At 75.1% G+C, this 25,606-nt stretch carries 23 protein-coding genes; 9 read left to right on the top strand and 14 right to left on the bottom strand.

From position 1 onward, the window contains the following. Nucleotides 1-36 precede the first annotated feature (36 nt). On the bottom strand, nucleotides 37-1,032 hold the full coding sequence (locus tag ACF053_RS18190; RefSeq protein WP_391954816.1) for an NAD-dependent epimerase/dehydratase family protein: 996 nt from the start codon (nucleotides 1,030-1,032) through the stop codon (nucleotides 37-39). Between the two features lie 104 nt (nucleotides 1,033-1,136). Between ACF053_RS18190 and ACF053_RS18185 the strand changes: the two genes are divergently transcribed. Then, entirely contained in the window at nucleotides 1,137-1,742 is a 606-nt protein-coding gene (locus ACF053_RS18185; protein WP_391954815.1) for a hypothetical protein, read from the top strand. A gap of 61 nt (nucleotides 1,743-1,803) precedes the next feature. After that, nucleotides 1,804-3,321, top strand: a complete 1,518-nt coding sequence (locus ACF053_RS18180) for a PepSY-associated TM helix domain-containing protein (protein ID WP_391954814.1) — start codon at nucleotides 1,804-1,806, stop codon at nucleotides 3,319-3,321. A gap of 106 nt (nucleotides 3,322-3,427) precedes the next feature. Here ACF053_RS18180 and glnII read toward each other — a convergent pair whose 3' ends face one another. After that, the gene (glnII, locus tag ACF053_RS18175) at nucleotides 3,428-4,465 is read right to left on the bottom strand and encodes a glutamine synthetase (RefSeq protein WP_391954813.1); all 1,038 of its coding nucleotides are present in this window, start codon (nucleotides 4,463-4,465) and stop codon (nucleotides 3,428-3,430) included. Between the two features lie 320 nt (nucleotides 4,466-4,785). On the opposite strand from glnII, the gene ACF053_RS18170 reads away from it, so the two are divergent. Beyond that, nucleotides 4,786-5,682 (top strand): Gfo/Idh/MocA family protein, encoded by an 897-nt coding sequence (locus ACF053_RS18170; protein ID WP_391954812.1) that lies wholly within the window; start codon nucleotides 4,786-4,788, stop codon nucleotides 5,680-5,682. On the opposite strand, the gene ACF053_RS18165 is transcribed toward ACF053_RS18170, so the two are convergent. After that, nucleotides 5,679-6,356 carry a hypothetical protein gene (locus tag ACF053_RS18165; RefSeq protein ID WP_391954811.1) on the bottom strand — a complete coding sequence of 226 codons (678 nt, stop codon included), beginning with the start codon at nucleotides 6,354-6,356 and terminating at the stop codon, nucleotides 5,679-5,681. The genes ACF053_RS18170 and ACF053_RS18165 overlap by 4 nt on opposite strands. Before the next feature lie 178 nt (nucleotides 6,357-6,534). After that, nucleotides 6,535-6,897 carry an arsenate reductase family protein gene (locus tag ACF053_RS18160; protein ID WP_391954810.1) on the bottom strand — a complete coding sequence of 121 codons (363 nt, stop codon included), beginning with the start codon at nucleotides 6,895-6,897 and terminating at the stop codon, nucleotides 6,535-6,537. A 134-nt stretch (nucleotides 6,898-7,031) separates the two neighbouring features. Here ACF053_RS18160 and ACF053_RS18155 point away from each other — a divergent pair, with 134 nt between their 5' ends. Together ACF053_RS18155 and ACF053_RS18150 are read left to right on the top strand one after the other, a co-directional pair. Next, nucleotides 7,032-7,307, top strand: a complete 276-nt coding sequence (locus tag ACF053_RS18155; RefSeq protein ID WP_058945352.1) for a hypothetical protein — start codon at nucleotides 7,032-7,034, stop codon at nucleotides 7,305-7,307. A gap of 181 nt (nucleotides 7,308-7,488) precedes the next feature. Then, on the top strand, nucleotides 7,489-8,703 hold the full coding sequence (locus ACF053_RS18150) for a winged helix DNA-binding domain-containing protein (protein WP_391954809.1): 1,215 nt from the start codon (nucleotides 7,489-7,491) through the stop codon (nucleotides 8,701-8,703). 151 nt (nucleotides 8,704-8,854) lie between these two features. Here the strand turns inward: ACF053_RS18150 and glnA are convergent, their stop codons facing one another. Further along, nucleotides 8,855-10,264, bottom strand: coding sequence for a type I glutamate--ammonia ligase (gene glnA, locus ACF053_RS18145; RefSeq protein WP_058945354.1), 1,410 nt, complete (start codon nucleotides 10,262-10,264; stop codon nucleotides 8,855-8,857). 233 nt (nucleotides 10,265-10,497) lie between these two features. On the opposite strand from glnA, the gene ACF053_RS18140 reads away from it, so the two are divergent. Next, nucleotides 10,498-10,968 (top strand): RDD family protein, encoded by a 471-nt coding sequence (locus tag ACF053_RS18140; RefSeq protein ID WP_391954808.1) that lies wholly within the window; start codon nucleotides 10,498-10,500, stop codon nucleotides 10,966-10,968. A 281-nt stretch (nucleotides 10,969-11,249) separates the two neighbouring features. Here the strand turns inward: ACF053_RS18140 and ACF053_RS18135 are convergent, their stop codons facing one another. From ACF053_RS18135 to lipB, 4 genes are all read right to left on the bottom strand, one after another. Next, nucleotides 11,250-11,957 (bottom strand): DUF4191 domain-containing protein, encoded by a 708-nt coding sequence (locus ACF053_RS18135; RefSeq protein ID WP_058945356.1) that lies wholly within the window; start codon nucleotides 11,955-11,957, stop codon nucleotides 11,250-11,252. A gap of 10 nt (nucleotides 11,958-11,967) precedes the next feature. Beyond that, a complete protein-coding gene (locus tag ACF053_RS18130) occupies nucleotides 11,968-12,186 on the bottom strand; it encodes an SCO2195 family GlnR-regulated protein (RefSeq protein ID WP_391954807.1) in 219 nt (72 codons plus the stop codon). 232 nt (nucleotides 12,187-12,418) lie between these two features. Next, complete coding sequence (lipA, locus tag ACF053_RS18125) at nucleotides 12,419-13,411, bottom strand: lipoyl synthase (protein ID WP_391954806.1); 993 nt, start codon at nucleotides 13,409-13,411, stop codon at nucleotides 12,419-12,421. Between the two features lie 119 nt (nucleotides 13,412-13,530). Continuing rightward, nucleotides 13,531-14,382, bottom strand: a complete 852-nt coding sequence (gene lipB / locus ACF053_RS18120; protein WP_391954805.1) for a lipoyl(octanoyl) transferase LipB — start codon at nucleotides 14,380-14,382, stop codon at nucleotides 13,531-13,533. Nucleotides 14,383-14,661: 279 nt separating this feature from the next. Here lipB and ACF053_RS18115 point away from each other — a divergent pair, with 279 nt between their 5' ends. Beyond that, nucleotides 14,662-16,347 (top strand): regulator, encoded by a 1,686-nt coding sequence (locus ACF053_RS18115; protein ID WP_391954804.1) that lies wholly within the window; start codon nucleotides 14,662-14,664, stop codon nucleotides 16,345-16,347. Between the two features lie 203 nt (nucleotides 16,348-16,550). Here ACF053_RS18115 and ACF053_RS18110 read toward each other — a convergent pair whose 3' ends face one another. Further along, nucleotides 16,551-17,846, bottom strand: coding sequence for an NAD(P)/FAD-dependent oxidoreductase (locus tag ACF053_RS18110; RefSeq protein WP_391954803.1), 1,296 nt, complete (start codon nucleotides 17,844-17,846; stop codon nucleotides 16,551-16,553). Between the two features lie 623 nt (nucleotides 17,847-18,469). Continuing rightward, nucleotides 18,470-19,420 (bottom strand): TIGR01777 family oxidoreductase, encoded by a 951-nt coding sequence (locus ACF053_RS18105; protein ID WP_391954802.1) that lies wholly within the window; start codon nucleotides 19,418-19,420, stop codon nucleotides 18,470-18,472. Nucleotides 19,421-19,454: 34 nt separating this feature from the next. Here ACF053_RS18105 and ACF053_RS18100 point away from each other — a divergent pair, with 34 nt between their 5' ends. After that, a complete protein-coding gene (locus tag ACF053_RS18100; RefSeq protein ID WP_391954801.1) occupies nucleotides 19,455-19,949 on the top strand; it encodes a GNAT family N-acetyltransferase in 495 nt (164 codons plus the stop codon). Between the two features lie 59 nt (nucleotides 19,950-20,008). Here ACF053_RS18100 and ACF053_RS18095 read toward each other — a convergent pair whose 3' ends face one another. Then, a complete protein-coding gene (locus ACF053_RS18095; protein ID WP_391954851.1) occupies nucleotides 20,009-20,527 on the bottom strand; it encodes a DUF4240 domain-containing protein in 519 nt (172 codons plus the stop codon). Between the two features lie 213 nt (nucleotides 20,528-20,740). Here ACF053_RS18095 and ACF053_RS18090 point away from each other — a divergent pair, with 213 nt between their 5' ends. Further along, nucleotides 20,741-21,682 (top strand): SDR family oxidoreductase, encoded by a 942-nt coding sequence (locus ACF053_RS18090; RefSeq protein WP_391954800.1) that lies wholly within the window; start codon nucleotides 20,741-20,743, stop codon nucleotides 21,680-21,682. A 28-nt stretch (nucleotides 21,683-21,710) separates the two neighbouring features. On the opposite strand, the gene ACF053_RS18085 is transcribed toward ACF053_RS18090, so the two are convergent. Together ACF053_RS18085 and aceE are read right to left on the bottom strand one after the other, a co-directional pair. Continuing rightward, a complete protein-coding gene (locus tag ACF053_RS18085) occupies nucleotides 21,711-22,676 on the bottom strand; it encodes a helix-turn-helix transcriptional regulator (RefSeq protein WP_391954799.1) in 966 nt (321 codons plus the stop codon). 68 nt (nucleotides 22,677-22,744) lie between these two features. Next, the gene (gene aceE / locus ACF053_RS18080; RefSeq protein ID WP_391954798.1) at nucleotides 22,745-25,438 is read right to left on the bottom strand and encodes a pyruvate dehydrogenase (acetyl-transferring), homodimeric type; all 2,694 of its coding nucleotides are present in this window, start codon (nucleotides 25,436-25,438) and stop codon (nucleotides 22,745-22,747) included. Nucleotides 25,439-25,606 lie beyond the last annotated feature (168 nt).

Below are 25,606 nucleotides of genomic sequence, written 5' to 3'. Positions count from 1 at the left end.
TGGGAACGCGGCCCACGGGCGTGGGACACCGGTCGGCTACAGCCCCAGGACCTCCGCCTCCCGCGCGGGGTCCAGGCCCACCGGGTCCCGGTCCGGCCGTCGTGGTGCCCGCCCGCCGAGCCCGCACAACCACGCCCAGGTGTCGGCGACGGTCTCCTCCACCGGCCGGCAGCGCAGGCCCGCCGCGAGCGCCTTGCTCACGTCGGCCCCGTGCATGGCGTCGTGCAGTTCTCCCGGCGGGGTCCACACCGGAAGGTCGGACCACGGCTCGACCCCCGCGGCGAGGATCGTGCCCGGGTCCGTCCAGCGCAGCTCGGCATCGGAACCGGTCGCCCGCAGGCACGCCTCCAGCAGCGCCTCCATCGTCGTGTGCCCCGGCCGGCTCACCAGGTCGTACGGCCCGGCCAACCCGCCCTCCACCGCGTCGAGCAGCCATCCCGCCAGGTCGCGGGCGTCGACGTACTGCAACGGCAGGTCGCGCGGCCCCGGCGCCAGGACCGGCCCACCGCGCGCCACCCGGTTGAGCCACCACGGCAGCCGGCCGATGTTCTCCCCGGGCCCGAGGATCAGGCCGGCGCGCACCAGCAGCGTCCGCTCGGGGCCGAACGCCCCGACCGCCGCCAGCTCGCCGCCCCGCTTGGCGCGCGGGTACGGCACGTCGTCGCCGTCGTCGGGCGACGCCTCCACGACCGGCTTGTCCTCCCGCAACTCCGCCACGAGCGGCCACTCGTACACCGAGCAGCTGGACACGTACGCGTAGCGGTCCACGCGGTCCGCCAGCAGCCGCGCCGCGTCGCGGACCACGCGCGGAGCGCCCGACCACGTGTCGACGACCGCGTCCCACGTCCCCTCGCGGAGCGCCGCGAGCCCCGCGCCGTCCGGCGCCGCCCGGTCCCCGTGCAACACCGCGGTCCCCGGGGGCGGGGCGTGCCGCCCCCGGTGGAAGACCGTCACATCCCAGTCCCGGGCGACGGCCGCCTCCGCCACCGCCCGCCCCACGAACTCCGTACCGCCCAGAATCAAGAGCCTCATGATCACGACTGTGCCCGCGCCAGTCCGCGACGCCCACCGTTTCCGCTACCGGAGGAACAGCCGGAAGCGCGGCTTCCGCCCCGGGATGGGAGCATGTTTCGGCCATGACCTCCACCCGCTCGCCGCTCCGTTCCCTGCGTGCCGCGCTCTTCGCCGCGGTGTGCGTGGTGCTGTCCGCGACGGGGCACGCCGTCCAGTCCGAGCATCGGGTACCGGTGGGGGCGCTCCTCGTGGCCTCCGCCCTGACCTGGTCACTCGCCTGGGCGGCCGCCGGGCGCCGACGCGGGGCGCCGTTGATCGGAACGGGGCTCGTCTCCGTACAGACGGTCATGCACCTGACGTTCACGCTGGCACAGCACCGCCACGTCCCGTCGGCTCACCATGGCCATTTCGGCCACCAGGAACAGGCGGTATCGCTGCTGCCTTCGGGTGGCATGTTCGCCGCGCACCTGGGTGCGGCGGCCGTCTGCGCCGTCTGGCTGGCCCACGGCGAGAGGGCCCTGTTCCGCCTCGCGCGCACCGCCTTCGTGCCGTTGCGCCCGCCGCTGACCCCGGTACGCCTCCCGTCCGCGCCGCCCCCGCCGCGCGCCCGGGCCCGCGCCGGCGACCGCCGCCGCGCCGGCGCCGTCCTCGCGCACGCCCTGTCCCGGCGCGGCCCGCCCCCGGCCCCCGCCTCCCGCACCACGGCCCCCGCGGCGTCGCACGGCTGACCCGGGGGGCCGGTCAGCCCTGCCCCCGTACGCGGTCACCGCGCCGACACCGAGGAAGCCCATGCGCACGCAGTCCCCCTCGTCACGACCAACCCCCCACTCGCCCGACCCCCGGACCACCGACCCGACCGACGAGGACCCGTCGCCCGACCCGCGGACATCCGCTCCCCACTCGCCCGACCCGCGGACATCCGACCGGCAGTCGCCCGCCCCCGCCCGGGGCGGCACCTGGAGCGCCCTGCGCCCCCTGGTCCTGCGCCTCCACTTCCACGCGGGCCTGCTCATAGCCCCGTTCCTGCTCGTCGCCGCCGCCAGCGGGCTGCTGTACGCGCTCTCCTTCCAGGCGGAGGAGGTCGTCTACCGCAACGAGCTGGAGGCCCCGGTCGGCGAGCGGGTCCTCCCCCTCGCCGAGCAGGTCGACGCCGCCCGCCGCGCCCACCCGGACGCCACCGTGACCGCCGTGTGGCCCGCCCCCGAGGAGGGCGCCACGACCCGGGTGCTCATGACGGGTCCCCAGGTCGGGGAGGGCACGTCCCTCGCCGTCTTCGTCGACCCGTACACCGCCCGGGTACGCGGCGCCCTGCCCAGCTACGGCAGCTCCGGCGCGCTCCCGCTGCGGACCTGGCTGGACGAGCTCCACCGCGACCTCCACCTGGGCGAACCCGGCCGCCTCTACAGCGAACTGGCCGCCGCCTGGCTGTGGGTCGTCACGCTCGGCGGGCTGCTGCTGTGGATCGGCCGCCGACGCACCGCCCGCCGCGCCAGGGCCCTGCTCCTGCCGGAGGGCGGCCCCCGCTCCCGCCGCCGCACCCTGTCCTGGCACGGCTCCGTCGGCCTCTGGGCGTCGGCCGGCCTGCTCGGCCTCTCGGCCACCGGCCTGACCTGGTCGACGTACGCGGGCGAGAACATCGCCTCCGTACGGGAGCGACTGGGCGGCGTCACGCCCACCGTCTCCGCCGCCCTCGGCGCCGCCCCGGCCGGCGGCGACGCCCACGAGGGCCACGGCGCCCACCACGGCCCCGCCGCGCCGGCCGCGGGCGGCACGGACGTCGGCGTGGACCGGGCGGTGGAGGCGGCCCGCGCGGTGGGCGTCGACGGCCGGATCGCCGTCACGCTGCCCACCGACGGCAAGGGGTACGTCGTCAAGGAGACCGACACGCAGTTCCCCGTCCACCTCGACCAGGCCGCGGTCGACCCGGCGACCGGCGAGGTCCTCGACACGCTGCGGTTCGCCGACCACCCGCTCCTCGCCAAGTTGACCCGCTTCGGCATCGACGCGCACACCGGCGTCCTCTTCGGCCTCGCCAACCAGCTGGCCCTCGCCGCGCTCGCGCTCGCCCTGGTCCTGCTCGTGCTGTGGGGGTACCGCATGTGGTGGCTGCGCCGCCCCGCCCGCCCGGTGGCGCCCGGCGCCTGGCGCCGCGTCCCCGTGCCGCTCCTGCTGCCGCTCGCGGCGGGTACGGCCCTGGTCGGCTGGTTCCTGCCGCTGCTCGGCCTCAGCCTGTCGGCGTTCCTGGTGGTGGACGCCGCGCGGTCGGCCGTCTCCCGCCGCCGACGGCGCACCGCCGGGACCGCCTGAGCGGGCGGACCCCGCCGGGGCGGAGGAAGCAGGGGAGCGCCCCCACCGGACGGTTCCGGTGGGGGCGCTCCCCGCGTACGGACGGACCCCGTGGGTCCGCGTGCCGTCAGACCTGGCCGGCCTTCTCCAGGGCCTCGCAGCAGGTGTCCACCAGCAGGCGGGTCACCGTGTACGGGTCGACGTTGGCGTTCGGGCGGCGGTCCTCGATGTAGCCCTTGCCGTCCTTCTCGACCTGCCACGGGATGCGGACCGACGCGCCGCGGTCCGAGACGCCGTAGCTGTACTCGTTCCACGGGGCGGTCTCGTGCAGACCGGTCAGGCGGTCGTCGATGCCCGCGCCGTAGTTCTTGACGTGGTCCATCGGCTTGGAGCCCTCACCGAGCGCCTCGCACGCGGTGACGATCGCGTCGTAGCCCTCGCGCATCGCCTTGGTGGAGAAGTTGGTGTGCGCGCCGGCGCCGTTCCAGTCGCCCTTGACCGGCTTGGGGTCGAGGGTGGCGGAGACGCCGAAGTCCTCGGCGGTGCGGTAGAGCAGCCAGCGGGCGACCCACAGCTGGTCCGAGACCTCCAGCGGCGCCAGCGGGCCGACCTGGAACTCCCACTGGCCGGGCATGACCTCGGCGTTGATGCCGGAGATGCCCAGGCCCGCCTTCAGGCAGTTCTCCAGGTGCGCCTCGACGACGTCACGGCCGAAGATCTCGTCGGAGCCGACACCGCAGTAGTAGCCGCCCTGCGCGGCCGGGAAGCCGCCCTCGGGGAAGCCGAGCGGGCGGGAGCCCTTGAAGAAGGTGTACTCCTGCTCGATGCCGAAGATCGGCTCCTGCGCGGCGAACCTCTCCGCGACCTCGGCCAGCGCGGCACGCGTGTTGGACGCGTGCGGCGTCATGTCCGTGTCGAGGACCTCGCACAGGACGAGGATGTCGTCACCGCCGCGGATCGGGTCGGGGCAGGAGAAGACCGGCTTCAGGACGCGGTCGGAGGCGTGGCCCTCGGCCTGGTTGGTGCTGGACCCGTCGAACCCCCAGATCGGCAGGTCGGCGACGTCGGTGGGGGCGGAGCCGACCAGTATCTTCGTCTTCGAGCGGAGCTTGGCGGTCGGCTCGGTGCCGTCGATCCAGATGTACTCAGCCTTGATGGTGGTCACGGGGGCCTCATCCTTCGCGGGTGCAGCGGTATGCCGCGCAGCTTCGCAACAGGGGGTTTCCCGGTGGTTGCCCGTGTGTGAACCACGTGTTACCCGGCTTTCCGGCCCGGTCGGCCCGCCGGGTGCGCGCCCGCGACGGTCCCGGCCTCCACCGCCCGCGGCCCTTGCCGACTCGGCCCCGGCCCGGCGGACACGGCGCGGCCCGACTCGGCCCGGCCCCGGCGGTCCCGGCGTCGGCGGACACGGGCGGGCGGTGGCGCCGCGCGCCGGGCGGGGCCCCGGTCCGGTGCGGTCCGTGGCGGGCGGGCAGACTGGCGGGCATGGACAAGGTACGCATCGGACTCCTCGGTACCGGCCCCTGGGCCACCCGCACCCACGCCCCCGCCCTGGCGGCGCACCCCGGAGTGGAGTTCGCCGGCGTGTGGGGGCGGCGGCCCGACGCGGCCGCCGAGCTGGCCGCCGCGTACGGCACGCGGGCCCACGAGGACGTCGACGCCCTGTTCGCCGCGAGCGACGCCGTGGCGTGCGCGCTGCCGCCCGACGTCCAGGCGCCGCTCGCCGTGCGGGCCGCGGCGGCCGGCTGCCACCTGCTGCTCGACAAGCCGGTCGCCACGACCGTCGCGGCCGCCCGTGAGGTCGCGCTGGCCGCCGAGAAGGCCCAGGTCGCGTCCGTGGTCTTCTGCACGCTGCGGTTCGCCGGGGACACCGCGCCGTGGATCGACGAGCAGGCGGCGGCCGGCGGCTGGTTCCTCGCCCGGGGGCACTGGCTCGGCGCGCTCTTCTCGCCCGGCTCCACCAGCGCGTACGCCGCCTCCCCATGGCGGCGGGAGAAGGGCGCGCTGTGGGACGTCGGCCCCCATCTGCTGTCGGTGCTGCTGCCGGTCCTCGGCGACGTGACGGGGATCGCGGCCGCCACGGGCCCGCGCGACACCCGCCACCTCACCCTGAGCCACGCCTCCGGGGCGGACAGCGCCCTCACCGTGACGCTGAGCGCCCCGGAGGCGGCGGCGGAGGCGGGCCTCACGCTCTTCGGCGAGCGCGGGCGCGTGACGATGCCCCGCTGGGGCGACGCGGTCGCGTCGTACACGACGGCCGTGGACGCGCTGCTCACCGCGGCCCGCACCGGGGAGCCGCACGCGTGCGACGCGCGGTTCGGGCTGCGGATGACGGAGGTCCTGGCGGAGGCCGAGGCCCTCGCGACGGGCCGGCCCTCCTAGCCGACGCGCTCGACGCGCGCCTTGCGGACGAGGAACCTGCCGGGTTCCCGCACCTGCTCGAAGGCCGCGGCGTTGAGGAGGACGCAGCTCCCGGAGGCGGAGGTGACCTCGACGGTGGTGGACCTGCCGTTGTCGAGGTTGGTGACCTTCAGGCGCGTACCGGTGGGGAAGCGGTCGCTGGACGCGGCGGGGGCACCGGCCTCGCCGGAGAGCGTGACGGTCGACCCGGCGCACACCACCTCACCGCCCGCGCCGCCGTCGCCGCCCTCCGCGGGCGGCTGCTGCCCGGCGGACGGCCGGGCGTCACCAGGGGCACCGGCGCCCGAACCGGCACCGGCGCCCGAACCGGCACCGGCACCGCCTGTACCGGCACCCGCACCGGCACCGCCCGCCTGGGCACCGCCGGTGTCGCACCCGCCGGCCGCCTGCTTGCGCCGGATCTCCTCGATCACCGCGAGCCGGTTGGCGATCCGCGCCTCCGACTGCGCGTCGGGCCGGGCCCGCTGACCGGCGATGAACTGCTCGTTGTTCCGCAGGGCGGTGGCCAGCCCGTCACAGGCCACGGACGCCTGGCTGGTACCGGTCAGCACGACCGCCGTACCACCCGCCAGCACGGCCGTACCGACGAGGAGGGCCAGCTTCCTGTTGCGGCTGAGGGTCTTCTTGCGTGACACGAGGGGCTCCTGTTCCCCGGCCGCCCGGGGAAGCGGCGGCCGGATCGACGGTTGCGCGTTGCCCCTACGTACGGCCGGCGCCCCGCGCCCGCTCAGCTCCCGGCCCGAGGCCGCCTCAAGCCCGCCTCGACGCCGCCTCAAGCGCGGGCTCCCGGGGCCGCCCCCTTCCGCGTCGGGACTACGACCGGGACAGGGCGTCCCGCACGGCCTCCTCCGACCGCCCCACGACCGCCGTACCGTCGTCGGCGGTGATGATCGGCCGCTGGATGAGCTTCGGATGCGCGGCGAGGGCCTCGATCCAGCGCTCCCGTGACGCCTCGTCACGGTCCCAGTCCCGCATGCCCGACTCCTTCGCGACGGCCTCCTCGGTGCGGGTGATGTCCCACGGTTCCAGACCGAGCCGGCCCAGCACGTCACGGATCTCGGCGGCGGAGGGCACGTCCTCCAGGTACCGGCGGACCGTGTAGTCGGCGCCCTCCTCGTCGAGCAGCCGAAGGGCGCCACGGCACTTGGAACAGGCGGGGTTGATCCAGATCTCCATACCGCACACGGTACCCGCGCCGACCCCGCAAAGCCCGTCTGGCCAGGGCCGATTGTCAGTGCCCGCCGGTAGACTGGAGTCAGTCAGTGAGGGTCCGGGGGAGGCCCCTCACGCCGCGTACCAGGAGGTCGCCGATGGCCGTCGCCACCGTCACGCCACTGCCCCTCGAACCCTGGAAGCCCCTGCAGAAGAAGCCGCTCCCGGCCGGTCGGCCGCGCGAGTGGTACGTGTGCCACAACCGCCGTCTGAAGGCCATGCGCCTGGCGATCGCCCTGCTCGACTCGGGCGTGTACATCGCCTCGAAGGCCGACGACCGGACCATACGGAACACGGCGCAGCACCTCGGGGTCCACCCGCCGTCGGACGCGACGTGCCGGATGGTGCGCTCGCTGATCCGCTCGGGCCGCTAGGACGCCCACCCGCCCGCCCGGCGCGGTCCACGGGCGGTACGGCTCCGCGCCGTACCGCCCCACGGGCCCGCCGCCGGACCGCCCGCCGTCCGCCCGGACTCCGGGACCCACCAGCCCCACCTTCCACACCACTTCATCCCGTACCGCGGCGGGCGACCCACCGAGTGGCTACGGTCGTCCCATGGCTCCCGCCCGTCCCCGCGTCACCGACGACCAGCGCCGCGCCCGGCTCGCGGTCCGCCACCACCTGGCACCGTCCGCCCGCGCGGCGACGGCCGAGGAGGTCGCGGCGTCCCTCACGGCCCTGCACGGCACCGACCCCGCCACCGTCCACCTGGCGGCCGGCGCCCGGCTCGCCTCCGAGGTCGCTCCGCACGGCCCCGTACCGGCCATGGAGCGGGCCTTGTACGAGGACCGCACCCTGGTCCGCATGCACGGCATGCGCCACACCGTCTTCGTCGTCCCCACCGCCCTCGCCCCGGTGGTCCAGTCGTCCACCACGCACGCCGTGGCCGCGCGCGAACGCGCCTCGTTCCTCAAGCAGGTGACCGCGGGCAGCGACCTCACCGCCGACTGGCTGGCGGAGGTGGAGGGCGCCACCCTCGCCGCCCTGGAGCGCCTCGGCGAGGCGACGGCCACCGAACTGGCCGACGAGGAGCCGCGACTGCGGGAGCGGTTCACGTACGGCCCGGGCACCTCCTACGCCCAGCAGCAGGCCGTCTCGTCACGCCTGCTGCGGGTCCTCGGCACCGAGGGGCGGGTGGTGCGCGGCAGGCCGCTCGGCGGGTGGACGTCCAGCCGGTTCCGCTGGGCCGTCGCCCCACCGCTGCCCGACCTCCCGCCGGCCGAGGCCCGGGCGACGCTGACCCGCCACTGGCTGGCCACGTACGGCCCGGCCACGGAGGCCGACCTCACGTGGTGGACGGGCTGGCGCGTCACCGACGCCCGCAAGGCCCTGGCGGCCGTCTCCGCGCAGGAGGTCACCCTCGACGACACCACGACCGCCTACGTCCTCCCGGACGACGCGAACACCCCCGACGCCCCGGACACCCCCGGGGCCCCGGCCACCGCCGGACCCTGGGCGGCGCTGCTCCCCGCCCTGGACCCGACGGCCATGGGCTGGCGCGAGCGCGACTGGTACCTCGACCCGGACCACCGCCCGGCCCTCTTCGACCGCAGCGGCAACATCGGCCCCACCGTCTGGTGGAACGGCCGGATCGTCGGCGGCTGGGCGCAGCGCCCGGACGGCGAACCGGTCTGGCGCCTGCTGACCGACCCCGGCGCCGAGGCCCGGGCCGCCGTGGAGGCCGAGGCCGCCCGCCTGCACACGTGGCTGCACGGCACCCGCGTCACCCCGCGCTTCCGCACCCCCCTGGAACGCGAGCTCTCCGCCTGACCGGCTCTCCGCCTCTTCGCTCCCGCCCCTTCGCCCCCGGGGCCACGACGCACGACGCGCGAACGCCGCCGGCCGCGCCCTCCCCCGAGGGGGACGGCGCGGCCGGCGGCGTGGCGAGCGGGGCGCGGCCGAAGGCCGGGCCCGGGGCGCTCTAGAGGTCGAAGTACAGCTCGAACTCGTGCGGGTGCGGGCGCAGCTGGATCGGGGCGATCTCGTTGGTGCGCTTGTAGTCGATCCACGTCTCGATCAGGTCGGACGTGAAGACGCCACCCGCCTGCAGGTACTCGTTGTCCGCCTCCAGGGCCTCCAGGACCGCGGGGAGGGACGTCGGGACCTGGGCGACGCCCGCGTGCTCCTCGGGGGCGAGCTCGTAGAGGTCCTTGTCGATCGGCTCGGCCGGCTCGATCTTGTTCTTGATGCCGTCCAGGCCGGCGAGGAGCAGCGCCGAGAACGCCAGGTACGGGTTCGAGGACGGGTCCGGGGCGCGGAACTCGACGCGCTTGGCCTTCGGGTTCGAGCCGGTGATCGGGATGCGCATCGCGGCGGAGCGGTTGCGCTGCGAGTACACGAGGTTGACCGGGGCCTCGAAGCCGGGGACCAGGCGGTGGTACGAGTTCACCGTCGGGTTGGTGAAGGCCAGCAGCGACGGGGCGTGCTTGAGGATGCCGCCGATGTAGTAGCGGGCGGTGTCCGACAGGCCGGCGTAGCCCTGCTCGTCGTAGAAGAGCGGCTCGCCACCGGCCCACAGGGACTGGTGGACGTGCATGCCCGAGCCGTTGTCGCCGAAGATCGGCTTCGGCATGAAGGTCGCGGTCTTGCCGTTGCGCCAGGCGACGTTCTTCACGATGTACTTGAAGAGCATCAGGTCGTCGGCGGCGGCGAGGAGCGTGTTGAACTTGTAGTTGATCTCCGCCTGGCCGGCGGTGCCGACCTCGTGGTGCTGGCGCTCGACCTGGAGGCCGGCCTTCTCCAGCTCCAGGGAGATCTCGGCGCGCAGGTCGGCGAAGTGGTCGACCGGCGGGGCCGGGAAGTAGCCGCCCTTGTAGCGGACCTTGTAACCGCGGTTGTCCTCGACCGCACCGGTGTTCCAGGCGCCGGCCTCGGAGTCGATGTGGTAGAAGCCCTCGTTCGCCGAGGTGGCGAAGCGGACGCTGTCGAAGACGTAGAACTCGGCCTCGGGGCCGAAGAACGCGGTGTCGGCGATGCCGGTGGAGGCGAGGTACGCCTCGGCCTTCTTCGCGATGTTGCGCGGGTCGCGGCTGTACTGCTCGCCCGTGATCGGGTCGTGGATGAAGAAGTTGATGTTCAGCGTCTTGTCCCGGCGGAACGGGTCGAGACGCGCCGTCGACAGGTCCGCGCGCAGCGCCATGTCGGACTCGTGGATGGCCTGGAAGCCGCGGATCGACGAACCGTCGAAGGCGAGCTCCTCGGACGGGTCGAACGCCGTCGCCGGGATCGTGAAGTGCTGCATCACTCCCGGGAGGTCACAGAACCGGACGTCGACCATCTTGACGTCGTTGTCCTTGATGAACTTCTTGGCCTCGTCGGCGTTCTGGAACATCCAACTCCTCCTACTCCCACCCGGGGGAGGGCGGGGTTGCAGCTCGATCGTGCGGCCAGTGCGGTGGCACACGGTGGACCCGACCATAGGGACGCGTGATTTCTCAAGCATGACCCATTTGTTTCGCCCAAGTTAACCGGCGCGGCCCCCACCGGCGGCCGCGGCCCGGGGGAACGGCGGTCCGCGGCGACCCGGACCCCGTCGACCGGGGAGGGGCGCAGTACCGTGTACGGGTGGACAACAGGCAAGCAATCGGATCGTGGCTCTCGGGACCGCGTGCGGCGGCCGAGGAGATGGGCGCCGACTTCGGCTACCGGGGCGAGCGGCTCGGGCTGCCGGAGGAGGGGCCCGGCTCCGTCGCCCCGCTCGGACGCCGGTTCGGGGCGCTCTTCATCGACTGGTCCCTGTGCATGCTCATCGCATACGGGCTGATCACCGGAGGTGACTGGAGCGCGTCGGGCAACTGGGCCCTCGGTGTGCTCTTCGTCCTCGGTGTCCTGACCGTCGGGACCGTGGGCGCCACCCCCGGCAAGCGGCTCCTGGGCCTGCGCGTCATCGCCGAGGACGGCCGGCGGCTCGGCTTCGGGCGCGTCGTCGTCCGTACGGCGCTGCTGTGCCTCGCCGTCCCCGCCCTGGTCTGGGACCGCGACGGCCGCGGCCTCCACGACCGGCTCGCGCGCGCCGTGCAGGTGCGCACGCACTGACGGGACCGGGCGGTGCCGGACGGGACGCAATGACGGGACCGGGCGGTGCCGGACGGGACGCAATGCGGGACCCGGGCGGTGCCGGACGGGACGCAATGCGGGACCCGGGCGGTGCCGGACGGAAAGCACTGACGGGACCGGCAGGACGTACACGACGGACCCGGGCCGGGGTGTCCAGGACCGGAGCCGGGCGGGACGTACGGACGGGAGGGGGCGACCGCCGCGGCGGTCGCCCCCTCCCGTCGTTACACGCTCGGCCCGGTGGCGGGCCGGTCAGCCGGTCAGCGGGACTTCCCGCCGCGCGGCATCCGCATGCCCTTGGGCATGGGGCCCTTCGGCAGCGGCATGTTGCTCATGAGGTCGCCCATGGCCCGCAGCCGGTCGTTCGCCACGGTCACCTGGGCGGCCGTGAGCACCCGCGGCAGCTTCAGCATCGTGGTGCGGACCTTCTTCAGCGGCACCTGGCCCTCGCCGTCACCGACGACGATGTCGTGCACCGGCACGTCGACCACGATCCGGGCCATGCGCTTCTTCTCGGCCGCCAGCAGGCTCTTCAGCCGGTTCGGGTTGCCCTCGGCCACGAGGACGATGCCGGCCCGGCCCACCGCGCGGTGCACGACGTCCTGGCTGCGGTTCATCGCCACCGCCGGGGTGGACGTCCAGCCGCGTCCGACGTTCTGCAGGACCGCCGCGGCGGCGCCCGGCTGGCCCTCCATCTGCCCGAAGGCCGCCTGCTCGGCCCGCCGCCCGAAGACGATCGCCATCGCGAGGAAGGCCAGCAGGAAGCCGAGGATGCCCAGGTAGACCGGGTGCCCGATCAGGAAGCCGATCGCGAGGAGGACGCCGAAGACGACGATCCCCACGCCCGCGATGACAAGCCCGACCTTCGGGTCCGACCGCCGGGTCATCTTGTACGTGAGGGCGATCTGCTTCAGTCGCCCGGGGTTCGCAGCAGCGTCACTGCTGTCTGAGTGTGACTTCCTCGCCATGCTCAGAAGTTTACGTGGCCGACGACGTCCGGCTCGCCGCGGCCTCCCGTACGTGCTCCGCCTCCACCCGCGCCCGGGCGCGGCGGCGGTCCTCCAGCACGGACGTCCAGGCGTTGCGCCGGGCGGTGCGCTGGCCTCCGGCCAGCAGGAGCGCCTCGACGGCGCGCAGGGCACCGGTGACGGACGGGAGGGCGTGGGCGCGTACCTGCTGCTGCCTCGCGGCCTGCATGTCGGGTGTCCCCCTCGGAGAGTGGGCGGATGGGGTGGGGCGGGAGCGCCCGGGGCGCCGCGGAGGCGCGGCGGACCCTGGCGGTGCGTGACTCCATCGTCACCCACTGGTGTTACCAGCGCGTGTCCGGCCGGTCAAACGGCGGCGACGTCGGGGCACCGCCCGTGCGCCACCGCCACCGGCGTCCACCTGCGGCGGGGCGTACGGGCCGGTGCTCCGGCCGTGCCGGACGTCACACCGCGGGGGCCGCCGGGGCCGCCTGTGCGGCGGCGGGCCGCGCCACCGCGCCGCGGGCCTCCATGGCCTGCTGGAACAGTCGGCCGGCGCGGTACGACGAACGGACCAGCGGGCCCGACATGACCCCGGAGTAGCCGATCTCGTCGGCCTCCTCCTTCAGCTCCACGAACTCCTGCGGCTTGACCCAGCGCTCCACGGGGTGGTGGCGGACCGACGGCCGCAGGTACTGCGTGATGGTGATCAGCTCGCAGCCCGCCTCGTGCAGGTCGCGCAGGGCCTCGCTGACCTCCTCGCGGGTCTCGCCCATGCCGAGGATGAGGTTCGACTTCGTGACGAGGCCGGCCTCGCGGGCCTTGGTGATGACCTCCAGCGACCGCTCGTAGCGGAAGCCGGGGCGGATGCGCTTGAAGATCCGCGGCACGGTCTCGACGTTGTGCGCCAGCACCTCGGGGCGGGACGAGAAGACCTCGGCCAGCTGCTCGGGGACGGCGTTGAAGTCGGGGATGAGCAGCTCGACCTTGGTGTGGCCGCCCTCGCGCTCCGCCGTCATGGCGTGGATCTGCCGCACCGTCTCCGCGTACAGCCAGGCGCCGCCGTCCTCCAGGTCGTCGCGGGCGACGCCGGTGATCGTGGCGTAGTTCAGGTCCATCGTGACGACGGACTCGCCGACGCGGCGGGGCTCGTCCCGGTCGAGGGCCTGCGGCTTGCCGGTGTCGATCTGGCAGAAGTCGCAGCGCCGCGTGCACTGGTCGCCGCCGATGAGGAACGTCGCCTCCCGGTCCTCCCAGCACTCGAAGATGTTCGGACAGCCCGCCTCCTGGCAGACCGTGTGCAGGCCCTCGCTCTTGACGAGCTTCTGCAGCTGGTTGTACTCGGGCCCCATCTTCGCCCGGGTCTTGATCCACTCGGGCTTGCGCTCGATGGGGGTCTGGCTGTTCCGGACCTCCAGGCGCAGCATCTTGCGTCCGTCGGGTGCGACTGCGGACACGGCTGGCTCCTACGGCTTCGATTCTTCGGCGAACACCAGGGTACGCCCGTCAAAAGTGCGGCCTTACGTCTGGCCAACCTCGGGCCAGTGGGTCGCATTCCCCCCAGGTGGGAGGCGGGTCAGGCGCTCGCCGCCCCCTCGGCCACCGGTACCGGCGCGGCCCCTCCGGCCGCGTCGCCGGCCGCGTCGCCGACCGCGCGCGGCCGGAGCTCGGCGTTCTCCAGCACGTCCCGCAGGTGCCGCTCCACGACGGGCAGGACCTCCGCGATGGTGAGGTCGCGGCCCAGCTCGGCGGAGAGGGACGTCACCCCCGCGTCGCGGATGCCGCACGGCACGATCCGGTCGAACCAGGTGTTGTCCGGGTTCACGTTCAGTGCGAAGCCGTGCATGGTGACGCCCTTCGCGACGCGGATCCCGATCGCCGCGAGCTTGCGGTCCTCGCGCCGCTGGCCGGCGTTGGAGGGGGCGTACTCGGGCCCGTTCAGCCGGGGGTCGAACTCGTCGTCCTGCAGCCGGGGGTCGAGGTCCAGCGACAGCCCGCCGAGCGCGGGCCGCTCCTCGACCGGGTCGCCCAGGACCCACACGCCGCTGCGGCCCTCGACGCGGGTGGTCTCCACGCCGAACTCCGCCGCCGTGCGGATCAGTGCCTCCTCCAGGCGGCGCACGTGCGCGACGACGTCCACCGGGCGGGGCAGCTTCAGGATCGGGTAGCCCACCAGCTGGCCGGGGCCGTGCCAGGTGATCTTGCCGCCGCGGTCCACGTCCACGACCGGGGTGCCGTCCAGGGGGCGCTCGCTCTCCTCCGTGCGCCGCCCCGCCGTGTACACGGGCGGGTGTTCCAGCAGCAGGCAGGTGTCCGGCGCCTCGTCCGCGAAGCGGGCGGCGTGGACCTCGCGCTGCCGCTCCCACGCCTCCTGGTACTCCACGGCGTCCCCGCCGAACCCCAGATGGACGAATCGCAGCTCACTCACGGCACCGTCTCCCTAGAAAAGCGCGTCCCACGCCCCTGCCACTGTACGGGCGGGGCCGGGAGGCCGACCGGGCAGGGTTCGGGCGCCGGAACGGGCCCGTCCGGCACCCCGGGGGACCGCCCGCCGCGGCGCCGCCCTGCCCGTCAGCGCCAACCCCAATCCTCACACGATCGGATGAATGTGGGGCGAAGGTGGCGGTATCGGCGTCGGCGACGGTTAAATTCGCGCCGTTCCAAGGGGGCTGCACCCCGGCCCGGAAGGCAGGAGACCGCACAGCTGATGACGGATCGACCCCCGCAGCGCAACCCCAACCGCCAGCTCGCCGCACTGATCGCGGAAGCCGGGTTCTCCAACGCAGGTCTTGCCAGACGGGTGGATCAGCTCGGACTCGAGCACGGACTCGACCTCCGCTACGACAAGACCTCGGTCACCCGCTGGCTGCGCGGTCAGCAGCCGCGCGGCACCACCCCCGCCCTGATCGCCGAGGTGTTCACCCGCCGCCTGGGGCGGCGGCTGTCGGCCCAGGACCTCGGGCTCGACGCCTGCGCGCCCGTCTACGCCGGCCTGGAGTTCGCCGCCACACCCGAAGAGGCGGTCGACATCGTCAGCGGGCTGTGGCGCAAGGACTCCGGCAGCCACGCAGAGCTGCGGAAGATCGCCTTCACCCCGGCGGGACTGGTCGTCCCCAGCCGGGACTGGCTGATCGGACGCGCGGACGAGCGCGTCGGCCGCGGCGAGCCCGGCCCCCGCGCCCCCCACCCGGCCGGCGGCCCACCGGGCGGGCAGACCGCACCGGGCGCCCCACCCGCGGGCGGCCGGGTACCCCTGCAGGGCCGCCCGCCCGCGGCGCGCGGCGCGGCGCCCCCCGGCGCCCCCGCGGCGCCCGTCGGCCCCGGTGGGCCGGGTGGCACCGGTGGTCCACCGGGCCGGGGCCCGCAGGGCGGCCCCGGGGGCGGTCCCGGCCCCGGGAGCGCACCCGGAAGACCCGGCGCGCCCGGGCCCGCCACCGGCCCCGCCGTGGCCTGCGTGCCCCGCCAGCGGGGCACCGAGCGCGGCCCCGGCCAGCGGGTCACCGGCGGGGACGTCGCCGCCCTCCGCTCGGTGGCCGAGCTGTTCCGCACCCTCGACCACGCGTACGGCGGCGGCCACGCCCGGCAGGCCCTCGTCCGGTACCTGGAGCACGAGGCCGAACCCATGCTGCGCGGCAGCTACGGCGAGACCACCGGGCGACGGCTCTTCGGCGCGGCCGCGGACCTGACGCGGCTGGCCGGGTGGACGTCGTACGACATCGCCGCGCACGGCCTCGCCCAGCGGTACTTCGTGCAGTCCCTGCGGCTCTCCCAGGCGGCCGGCGACCGCGCGTACGGCTCGTACGTCCTGGTCACCATGAGCCGCCAGGCCGTCTACCTCGGGCACGGCCGCGAGGCCGTGCAACTGGCGCGCGTCGCCCAGCAGGGCGTCGGCGCGGCGGCGCCGCCCGCCGTCCAGGCGCTGCTGCACGCCGTCGAGGCGCGCGGCCACGCCGTGCTCGGCGAGGTACGGGCCTGCACCGCCTCGCTCGTGCGCGCCGAGCGGGCCCTGGAGGGCGCCCGCCCCGGCGAGGACGTGCCGCACTGGGCGCGCTCCTTCGACGAGGCGCAGCTCGCGGACGAGTTCGCGCACTGTCACCGGGACCTCCAGCAGTTCCGGGCCGCCGCGCAGCACGCGGAACGCGCGCTCCAGCTGTACCCCACCGGGTACGCGCGCAGCCGGGCCTTCTGCCGGGTCGTCCTCGCGGGCGCCCGGCTCGGCCTCGGCGAGCTCGACCAGGCGTGCGCGCTGGGCGCGGAGGCCGCCCAGCAGGCGTCCGAGATGCGTTCGGCCCGCGCGGTGGAGTACGTGCGCGACTTCGAGCGGCGCCTGGAGCCGTACCGGGAGGCGGCGGCCGTCCGGACCTACCGGGACCGGGTGGCCGCCATCGGGTAGCCGCCGGCGGGCCGGCACCCGCCGCGCACACCGCGCCGGACGGGCCGGACGGAGGGCGGGGGAGGAGCCGGCGGCACGCGCGGTCGCCGACGAGCGGCCGGCGGGGCCCGTGCCCGGGAGACCGGGGCACGGGCCCCGCCCGTACGCGGGCCGGGGGCACGGTGGTCCCGCGCGGCCCCCGGGCCGGTGGTCGGGCGGGGGCGTCAGGCGGCCGCCGCCTCCAGGCGGCCGGACAGCTTGGCCGGCGGCATGCCGAGGTCCCGGAGGATCGCCTGGGCCGCGCGGTGGCCCGAGTGGAGGGCGCCCTGCGGGGTGCTCACGTCGCGGTGGTCGCCGCACACGTACAGGCCCGCCAGCAGCCGCACCGGCCGGCGCAGGTCGTGCGGGGCCGGCATGGCCGGGACGGCCTCCGGGTCGTGGCGGACGGCCAGCAGCTCCCAGTCGCCGGTCCCCGTGCCGTACAGCCCCGCCAGGTGCCGCCTGGTCCGGGAGTCCAGGTCGTCCGGGGGAGAGCCCAGGACCGTGGAGGTGACCAGCACCCGGCCGGCCGGCGCGCGCGACGGGTCGACCTCGCTCATCACCGCCGTGTGCGACACGGGCCCCGACCGGTCGGCGTCCAGGACGAGCGCCGGGGCGGCCAGCGGGGTCACGGGGGCCGTGTGGTGCAGCACCGTCACCGGGTGGAACCCCGGCACGCGCAGTCCGGGCAGCAGTTCGGCGGCGGCCCGGGCACCGGTCGCGACCACCAGGGAGCGGCAGGCGAACTCACCGTGCTCGGCCGTCAGGACGCGGCTGATGGAGGCGTCCTTGACGCGCACGCCCGTCCGTACCGTCCCGGGCGGCAGGGTGGCCGCCATCCGTTCCGGCAGCTCGGCCGCCCCGCCGGCCGGGACGCACAGGCGCCCGCGGGCGAAGGAGCGCAGGGTGAGGTCGGCGCACCGGCTCGACGTGGTGAGGTCCGGGTCGCTGAGCAGGGCGGCCAGCAACGGGCGCAGGAACGTGGTGACCGTCCGCGGCGGCAGACCGCGGGCCGCCAGGGCCTCCAGCGCGGACCGCTCGCGGCGGGCGAGCAGCCGCTCGGTCGGCGTCCCGGCGAGCCGGGCGAGCGAGGCGCCGAGACGCGCCTGGTCCAGCGGGCGCGGGCCGGCCGCCAGGGCCCGGGCTCGGGTCAGCGCGGACCGGGCGCCGCCCCGCACCTCACCGGTGCGGTGCAGCCGGCCGGCGCTGTGCACCAGCACCCCCGGCTGGAAGCGGCGCAGGTCACCGGTGTCCATGCCCGCCGCGCGGTGCGGCTCCAGGTAGGACGTGTTGAGCAGCTGTGCGACGCGGTCCAGACGGAACCCGTCGACGTGGTCGGTGGCCATCCGCCCGCCGACGTGCGGGGCGGCCTCCAGCACCCGGACCTCGAGTCCGGCGCTGGTCAGGTGGTGGGCCGCGGCGAGACCCGCGAGCCCGGCTCCGACGATGACGACGTCCGCGTGATCTGCGGTACTGAGCACGTGACCCTCCCCGGGTGACGGTTCGGTGTGTGGGTGGCTCATGCCCTGGACAGGCCCCCGGAATGCCCGAGTTCGGGACAACGGCGTCCCGAGCGGCACCCGAGCCTAGGGCGCCCCGGCGGCGGGGGCAGTCGCGCGCACGGGGGGACACCGAAGCACGGAGGTCGCACACACGTACTGCCCCGTGGGCCGCGCCGCGGGGGCCGCTCGCGCGCGGCGGCCGGAAGCGGGCGGACCGCGCGGAGGGACGTCCCGGGCGCCGGGTCCTCATGGCGATCGTCCCCCCGGCCACCCGGCAGGGCCGCGCCACCGGGGCCCGCTCCCGGGCGGCGGCCGGGGCGTGCCGGGGTGGACGGCCCCGCGGCGGGCTCCTCCGCCCGGCCGGGCCCGGCGGGTGCCCCGCCCCCGGCGCACGGCCGGATCCCGCCCCCGGCTCCGGGTACGGCGTCCTGCCCGTCGGGTGCCCGGGTGCCCGGGTGCCGGGTGCCGGGTGTGCCGGTCACGCCCGCCGGGGATCCGGGGTCACGCCCGCCGGGGTGCCGGGTGCGGCCTCACGTCGTCGGGGTGCCGGGTACGGCAGGACGCGCGGTCACGTCCGGGCCCCGGCACCGGGTGCGCGGGCGTCACGCCGCCGCGCGGATCGCCGCGTCCACCGTCGGGAAGGCGAAGCGGAAACCCGTCCCCAGCAGGCGCCCGGGCAGCACCCGCTGGCTGCCCAGGACGTCGGCGGCGAAGTCACCGAGGGCGATCCGCAGGGCGGGCGCGGGCACGTGCAGGAACGCCGGGCGGCGCAGGACCCGGCTCATCGCCTCCGTCACCTCGCGGTTCGTCACCGGCTCCGGGGCGGTCAGGTTCACCGGCCCGGCGAGCCCCGGCGTGTCGACGAGGTGCCGCAGCGCCGCCACCTCGTCGTGCAGGGCGATGAAGCTCCAGTACTGGCGCCCGTGCCCGAGGCGGCCCCCGAGGCCCGCGCGGAACAGCGGGAACAGCCGCCCCCACGCGCCGCCCTCCCCGGCGACCACCAGACCGGTCCGGGCGTACGCGACGCGGATCCCGGCCTCCTCGGCCGGCGCGGCCGCCGCCTCCCACTCCACGCACACCGACGGCAGGAAACCGTCGCCCGCCGGCGCGGACTCGTCCACGGCGCGTGCCCCGGTGTCGCCGTAGTACCCGAGCGCCGACCCGCACACGAGGACCTTCGGCGGGTCGTCCAGGGCCGCCACCGCCTCGGCGACGGCGGCCGTGCCGAGCACCCGGCTGTCGCGGATCTCGCGCTTGTACGCCTCCGTCCAGCGCCGCTCGCCCACCCCCGCGCCCGCCAGGTGCACGACGGCGTCGCACCCGGCGAGGCCCGACGCGTCGACGTACCGGCGCCGCGGGTCCCAGGCGACCTCGTCCGCGCCGCGCGCGGGCCTGCGGACGAGCCGGACGACCTCGTGCCCGTCCGCCCGCAGGGAGCGCACCAGGGCGGAACCGATCAGTCCGCCGGCGCCCGTGACGGCGACGCGGGAGCGGGGCGGGGGCGACGCGGGCGGGGGCGGGGCGGGCGGGGGGCCCGGGCGGGAAGGAGACATGACCCCATCCTGCCCCCGTGGCACAGTGACGCCCATGACGCCCTCCCCGATACGCCCCGCGCGCCCCTCGGACGCCGACGCGCTCAGCCGCCTCGACCACGACACGTGGTCGACGCTCCACGCCGTCATGCCGCGCCCGCTGCCGCCGTTCGACCCCTTCTTCGACGCCGACCACCGCCCGGAGGACTACCTCGTGGCGGACCTCGGCGACGGCCCCGTCGGATACGTCAGGATCGGCTTCGCCACGCGGCTCGCCTGCAACACCCACGTGCGCCAGGTGCAGGGTCTCGTCGTGGCCGAGTCCGCCCGGGGGCGCGGGCTCGCCCGCGGGCTGCTGCGCGCGGCCTGCGACGAGGCGCGCCGTCGCGGGGCCACCCGGATCACCCTGCGCGTCCTCGGCCACAACGAGCCCGCCCGCGCCCTGTACGAGTCGGAGGGGTTCGCGGTCGAGGGCGTCCTGCCGGGGGAGTTCCTGTTGGGCGGCCGTTACGTCGACGACGTCTTCATGGGCCGCGCGCTCACCTCCTGACGCCCGGCCGCCGCACCCCCGCGGCCGCGGCCGGCCGTCGAACCCGCGTGGGACGCCGGTCAGCCGCCGAAGCGGTCCCACAGCCGCGGCAGCCGCCCCGCCAGCGCCGTGTCGTCGTCCACGTCGAGCGGCTCGCCCGCCGGGTCCGCCGGCTGCGGCGGGATCCCCAGGTCGGGTGCGTCCGTACCGGTGAGCTGCTCGTACGCCTCGTCCGCCGCGTACCCCAGCTCCTCGCCGTCCCCGTCGATCTCCGGGTCGAAGTCCTCCAGCAGCTCCGCGAGCGACTCCGCGTCGTGGACCGCGCCCTCGAACACCTCCCGGCCCTGGCCGATCAGCCAGCACCGGAAGTAGTCGAACGCCTCGTCGCCCGCGCCGCCCAGCAGGACCGCCGCGGCGGCCCACAGGTCCCACGTGTAAGCGCGGTTGTAGCGGACCTCGAAGTGGCGGGCGAAGTCGAGCACGGAGTCGGGGTCGAGCCGCACCAGCCGCTCCACGAGCAGCTCGGCGTGGTCCTCGGGGTCACCCTCGGCGGCCTCGCGGGTCGAGTCGACGATCTCCCAGAACTCCGTCTCGTCCATCACGGGACCAGCATCCGGTGTGCCGGGGGACCGCGCACGCCGGGGCGGGCGGAACGGGAGGCGGCGGGAAGCGGGCGCCGCCGGCGAGCCGCGGGGGGCCGCCCGGGCCGCAGGCGACCCGCGAACGGCCACCGCGGGGCCGTCCGGGCCACCGGAGGGAACCGGGGCGAATACCGGACAGGAGATGTCGCCTTTGCGTGCGACGGTCGTCCCATGACCACCAGCGACATCGACCACCAGCAGACGCGCCCGCTCACGGGGACCGTCGCCCTCGTGGCGGGGGCCACCCGGGGCGCGGGACGCGCCATCGCCGTCCAGCTCGGCGCCGCGGGCGCCACCGTCTACGCCACCGGACGCACCACCCGCACCCACGCCAGCGAGGTCGGCCGACCCACCGAGACCATCGAGGAGACGGCCGAACTCGTCACCGCCGCGGGCGGCGAGGGCATCGCCGTACCGGTCGACCACCTCAGGCCGGACCAGGTGCGCGCGCTCGTCGCCCGCATCGACGAGGAGCGGGGCCGGCTCGACGTCCTCGTCAACGGCCTGTGGGGCGGCGACCACCTGATCCCGTGGGGCAAGAAGATGTGGGAGACCGACCTCGACCAGGGCCTGCGCATGCTGGACCTCGGCATCCGCAGCCACGCCATCACCAGCAGCTGCGCCCTGCCCCTCCTCGTCCGCAACCCGGGCGGGCTCGTCGTGGAGATGACGGACGGGACGGCCGAGTACAACACGCGCTTCCGGGAGAACTTCTACTTCGACCTCGCCAAGTACGCCCCGCTGCGCATGGCGTTCGCGCTGGGCGAGGACCTGAAGGAGGTCGGCGCCACGGCCGTGGCGCTCACCCCCGGCTACCTGCGCTCCGAGGCGATGCTCGACCACTACGGCGTACGGGAGGAGAACTGGCGCGACGCCCTCGCCGACGAGCCGCACTTCGCCATCGCCGAGTCACCGGTGTACGTCGGCCGGGCGGTCGCCGCGCTCGCCGCCGACCCCGAGCGGCACCGGTGGAACGGCCGGTCCCTCTCCAGCGGCCAGCTCGCCCAGGAGTACGGCTTCACCGACGCCGACGGGTCGCAGCCGGACGGCTGGGCGTACTTCATCGAGGTCGTCCACGGCGGCAAGGACGCCACCGCCGACGACTACCGGTAGGACCGGCGGCGGAGCCCTGACGGCGGCACTACCGGTAGAGCTCCGCCATCCGGGCCGCCGCGCGGGCGAACAGCTCCCGCAGCGGGGCCGGTTCCAGCACCTCCGCCTCCGCCCCGAGGCGGAGGAGCTGGCCGTACGCGACCTCCTCGGACTCCACCGGGAGCGTCACCGTCACCCGGCCGTCCCGGTCCGGTGGGCCGGCCGCCTCCAGCGCCTCCCGCGCGGCGGCCCGGTCCGTCACGTACGGCAGTTCGCGCGCGCCGGCCTCCGTCAGCCGCACCACCGCCCGCGCGCGCAGGAGCGAGCGGGCGAACCCGGCCGCCCGCTCCTCCCAGAAGGCGGGCAGGTCGAACTCCGCGTCCCGGTCGAACCGCGCCCCGTCGAGCGCCACGGCCGTGAAGCGGTCCACGCGGTACACGCGGAAGTCCGTGCCGGCGCGGGCGCACAGGTACCAGACACCCGCCTTCAGCACGAGCCCGTACGGGGCGAGCTCCCGCTCCACCTCCGTGTCGCCCCGGCGGTAGCGCGCCCGGACCAGCCGGTCGTCCCACACCGCCTCGGCGACCGCCGGCAGCAGTCCGGGCGTCTCCGGCTCCTGGTACCAGCCGGGCGCGTCCAGGTGGAAGCGCTGCGCCACCGCGACCGGCGCGTCCCGCAGCGACGGCAGGAGCGCCGCCGAGACCTTCAGCCGGGCCGCCGACGCCGCGTCGTCCAACCCCATCTCCCGCAGCGCCCCCGGCACCCCGGAGAGGAACAGCGCCTCCGCCTCGCTGCGCGCCAGGCCGGTCAGCCGGGTCCGGTAGCCGCCGACCAGCCGGTAGCCGCCGGCGCGGCCCCGGTCGGCGTACACGGGCACCCCGGCCTCCGACAGGGCGAGCGCGTCGCGGGTGACGGTGCGTTCCGACACCTCCAGCTCGGCGGCCAGTTCGGCGGCGGTCATCGACGGCCGGGACTGCAACAGGAGCACCATTTTGATCAGCCGGGCAGCGCGCATGGGCCCATCCTGCACGAAGCCCCCGACCGGCTCGGGCCGGTCGGGGGCTGCGGGGTCGCGCGTACGTCCTACAGGCCGTAGCGCTCCCGGGCGTCCTTCACCGCGGAGGCCGGGACCTCGCCGCGCTTGGCGAGCTGGGCCAGGGCGGCGACCACGATCGAGGGGGCGTCCACGCCGAAGTGGCGGCGGGCGGCCTCACGCGTGTCCGACAGGCCGAAGCCGTCGGCGCCGAGCGAGCTGTAGTCCTGCTCGACCCACTGCGCGATCTGGTCCGGCACCTGGCGCATGTAGTCGCTGACCGCCAGGACCGGGCCCTGGGCGTCGGCCAGCGCCTGCCGCACGTACGGCACCCGCTCCTCGCCGCGCAGCAGCGCCGCGTCGGCCTCCAGCGCGTCGCGCCGCAGCTCCGTCCAGGAGGTCGCGGACCACACGTCGGCGGTCACGCCCCACTCCGCGGCCAGCATCTGCTGGGCCTGGAGCGCCCAGTGGATCGCCGTGCCGGAGGAGAGCAGCTGGATGCGCGGCGCGTCCTCGGCGCCCGAACCCTCGCGGAACCGGTACAGGCCCTTGACGATGGCCTCGTCGATGCCCTCGACGGCCGGCTTGGCGGGCTGCGGCATCGGCTCGTTGTACACGGTCAGGTAGTAGAAGACGTTCGGGTCCTCGCCCGGGGCGCCCTCGCCGTACATCCGGCGCAGACCGTCCTTGACGATCACCGCGACCTCGTAGGCGAACGCCGGGTCGTAGCTGAGCGCCGCCGGGTTGGTCGCCGCGATGACGGGGGAGTGGCCGTCGGCGTGCTGGAGGCCCTCACCGGTCAGCGTGGTGCGGCCGGCCGTGGCGCCGACGAGGAAGCCGCGGCCGAGCTGGTCGCCGAGCTGCCACATCTGGTCGGCGGTCCGCTGCCAGCCGAACATCGAGTAGAAGATGTAGAACGGGATCATCGGCTCGCCGTGCGTCGAGTACGCGGTCGACGCGGCGATGAAGTCGGCCATCGAGCCGGCCTCGGTGATGCCCTCGTTCAGGATCTGGCCGTTGACGGCCTCCTTGTAGTACATCAGCTGGTCGCGGTCGACCGGCTCGTACGTCTGGCCCTTCGGCGAGTAGATGCCGAGCGAGGGGAAGAGCGACTCCATGCCGAACGTGCGGGCCTCGTCCGGGACGATCGGGACCCAGCGGCGGCCGGTCTCCTTGTCGCGGACCAGGTCCTTCACCAGCCGGACGAACGCCATCGTCGTGGCGACCGACTGGGAGCCGGAGCCCTTGTCGAAGGCGGCGAACACCTTCTCCGCCGGGGCCGGCAGCGGCGCGACGGGGTGGACGCGGCGGGCCGGGGCGGGGCCGCCGAGGGCGGCGCGGCGCTCCTGGAGGTAGCGGACCTCGGGGGCGTCGGCGCCCGGGTGGCCGTAGGGCACCTGGCCGTCGGCGAAGGCGCTGTCCGGGATGGGCAGGTCGAGCAGGTCGCGCATGTCCTTGAACTCGTCCACCGAGAGCTTCTTCATCTGGTGGTTGGCGTTCTTGGAGGCGAAGCCGCGGCCGAGGGTGTGGCCCTTCACCGTCTGGGCGAGGATCACCGTCGGGGCGCCCCGGTGGCCGAGCGCGGCCTTGTACGCGGCGAAGACCTTGCGGGCCTCGTGGCCGCCGCGCGAGGTGTGGAAGCACTCGACGATCTTGTCGTCGGACAGCAGCTTCGCCATCTCGACGAGCGCCGGGTCCTTGCCGAAGAAGTCCTCGCGGATGTAGGCGGCGTCGCGGGTCTGGTACGTCTGCACCTGCGCGTCCGGCACCTCGCGGAGGCGGCGGACGAGCGCGCCGGTGGTGTCGAGTCGGAACAGCTCGTCCCACGCGGTGCCCCACAGAGACTTCACGACGTTCCAGCCGGCGCCGCGGAACTGGGCCTCCAGCTCCTGCACGATCTTGAAGTTGGCGCGGACGGGGCCGTCGAGGCGCTGCAGGTTGCAGTTGATGACGAAGGTGAGGTTGTCGAGGCCCTCACGCGCGGCGAGCGCGAGTGCGGCGGTCGACTCCGGCTCGTCCATCTCGCCGTCGCCGAGGAAGGCCCACACGTGCGAGGCGGAGACGTCCTTGATGCCGCGGTTGGTGAGGTAGCGGTTGAACCGCGCCTGGTAGATCGCGGAGAGGGGGCCCAGGCCCATGGAGACCGTGGGGAACTCCCACAGCCACGGCAGGCGCCGCGGGTGCGGGTAGGAGGGCAGGCCGTTGCCGCCGGACTCCTGGCGGAAGTTGTCCAGCTGCGCCTCGGTGAGCCGTCCGTCGAGGAAGGCGCGGGCGTAGATGCCGGGGGAGGCGTGGCCCTGGATGAACAGCTGGTCGCCGGAGCCGTCGCGCTCCTTGCCGTGGAAGAAGTGGTTGAAGCCGGTCTCGTAGAGCCACGCGGCCGAGGCGAAGGTGGCGATGTGGCCGCCGACGCCGTACTTCGCGCCGCGGGTCACCATGGCGGCGGCGTTCCACCGGTTCCAGGCGGTGATGCGGGCTTCCATCTCCTCGTCGCCGTCGAAGCCGTAGCCGGCCTCGGCGGAGGTGGGGATGGTGTTGACGTAGTCGGTCTCCAGCAGCTTCGGCAGCGCCAGACCGGCGCCCTCCGCCCGCTCCAGGGTGCGGCGCATCAGGTACGCGGCGCGGTGCGGCCCCGCCGCGGCGGTCACGGCGTCGAGGGACGCCTGCCACTCGGCGGTCTCCTCGGGGTCGCGGTCCGGGAGCTGGTCGAGCTCGCTCGGCTGGATGCGGGTCGGGTCGGTCATAGTCGCCGCCTTCCGGAGTCGAAGGGGTGGGGAGCCCTTGGTCTTGGCAGGACAGGGCGAAGGACCTCTGTTGAAGTCCGCCGACGACTGTACGGCCGTGATCGATGATCGATCAAAGGGTGAGGGGCAAAATCTTATGTCAACGGGCAAAGTCGGCATCGGGTGCCA

Origin of the sequence: Streptomyces kanasensis (assembly GCF_043077165.1) — a bacterium.
Lineage (GTDB): Bacteria > Actinomycetota > Actinomycetes > Streptomycetales > Streptomycetaceae > Streptomyces > Streptomyces changanensis.
The sequence above is the reverse complement of the archived record's forward strand: the minus strand, read 5'-3'. Positions and strand labels throughout refer to the sequence as shown.

Excerpts from the sequence above, each read along its gene's own strand:
- ACF053_RS18100 (WP_391954801.1), top strand. The coding sequence starts at position 19,455 with ATGACGCCCTCCCCGATACGCCCCGCGCGCCCCTCGGACGCCGACGCG.
- ACF053_RS18190 (WP_391954816.1), bottom strand. The coding sequence starts at position 1,032 with ATGAGGCTCTTGATTCTGGGCGGTACGGAGTTCGTGGGGCGGGCGGTG.
- glnA (WP_058945354.1), bottom strand. The coding sequence starts at position 10,264 with ATGTTCCAGAACGCCGACGAGGCCAAGAAGTTCATCAAGGACAACGAC.
- ACF053_RS18150 (WP_391954809.1), top strand. The coding sequence starts at position 7,489 with ATGGCTCCCGCCCGTCCCCGCGTCACCGACGACCAGCGCCGCGCCCGG.
- ACF053_RS18170 (WP_391954812.1), top strand. The coding sequence starts at position 4,786 with ATGGACAAGGTACGCATCGGACTCCTCGGTACCGGCCCCTGGGCCACC.
- ACF053_RS18180 (WP_391954814.1), top strand. The coding sequence starts at position 1,804 with ATGCGCACGCAGTCCCCCTCGTCACGACCAACCCCCCACTCGCCCGAC.
- ACF053_RS18095 (WP_391954851.1), bottom strand. The coding sequence starts at position 20,527 with ATGGACGAGACGGAGTTCTGGGAGATCGTCGACTCGACCCGCGAGGCC.
- ACF053_RS18085 (WP_391954799.1), bottom strand. The coding sequence starts at position 22,676 with ATGCGCGCTGCCCGGCTGATCAAAATGGTGCTCCTGTTGCAGTCCCGG.
- ACF053_RS18135 (WP_058945356.1), bottom strand. The coding sequence starts at position 11,957 with ATGGCGAGGAAGTCACACTCAGACAGCAGTGACGCTGCTGCGAACCCC.
- ACF053_RS18160 (WP_391954810.1), bottom strand. The coding sequence starts at position 6,897 with ATGGAGATCTGGATCAACCCCGCCTGTTCCAAGTGCCGTGGCGCCCTT.
- ACF053_RS18155 (WP_058945352.1), top strand. The coding sequence starts at position 7,032 with ATGGCCGTCGCCACCGTCACGCCACTGCCCCTCGAACCCTGGAAGCCC.
- ACF053_RS18185 (WP_391954815.1), top strand. The coding sequence starts at position 1,137 with ATGACCTCCACCCGCTCGCCGCTCCGTTCCCTGCGTGCCGCGCTCTTC.
- ACF053_RS18130 (WP_391954807.1), bottom strand. The coding sequence starts at position 12,186 with ATGCAGGCCGCGAGGCAGCAGCAGGTACGCGCCCACGCCCTCCCGTCC.
- ACF053_RS18115 (WP_391954804.1), top strand. The coding sequence starts at position 14,662 with ATGACGGATCGACCCCCGCAGCGCAACCCCAACCGCCAGCTCGCCGCA.
- ACF053_RS18105 (WP_391954802.1), bottom strand. The coding sequence starts at position 19,420 with ATGTCTCCTTCCCGCCCGGGCCCCCCGCCCGCCCCGCCCCCGCCCGCG.
- aceE (WP_391954798.1), bottom strand. The coding sequence starts at position 25,438 with ATGACCGACCCGACCCGCATCCAGCCGAGCGAGCTCGACCAGCTCCCG.
- ACF053_RS18090 (WP_391954800.1), top strand. The coding sequence starts at position 20,741 with ATGACCACCAGCGACATCGACCACCAGCAGACGCGCCCGCTCACGGGG.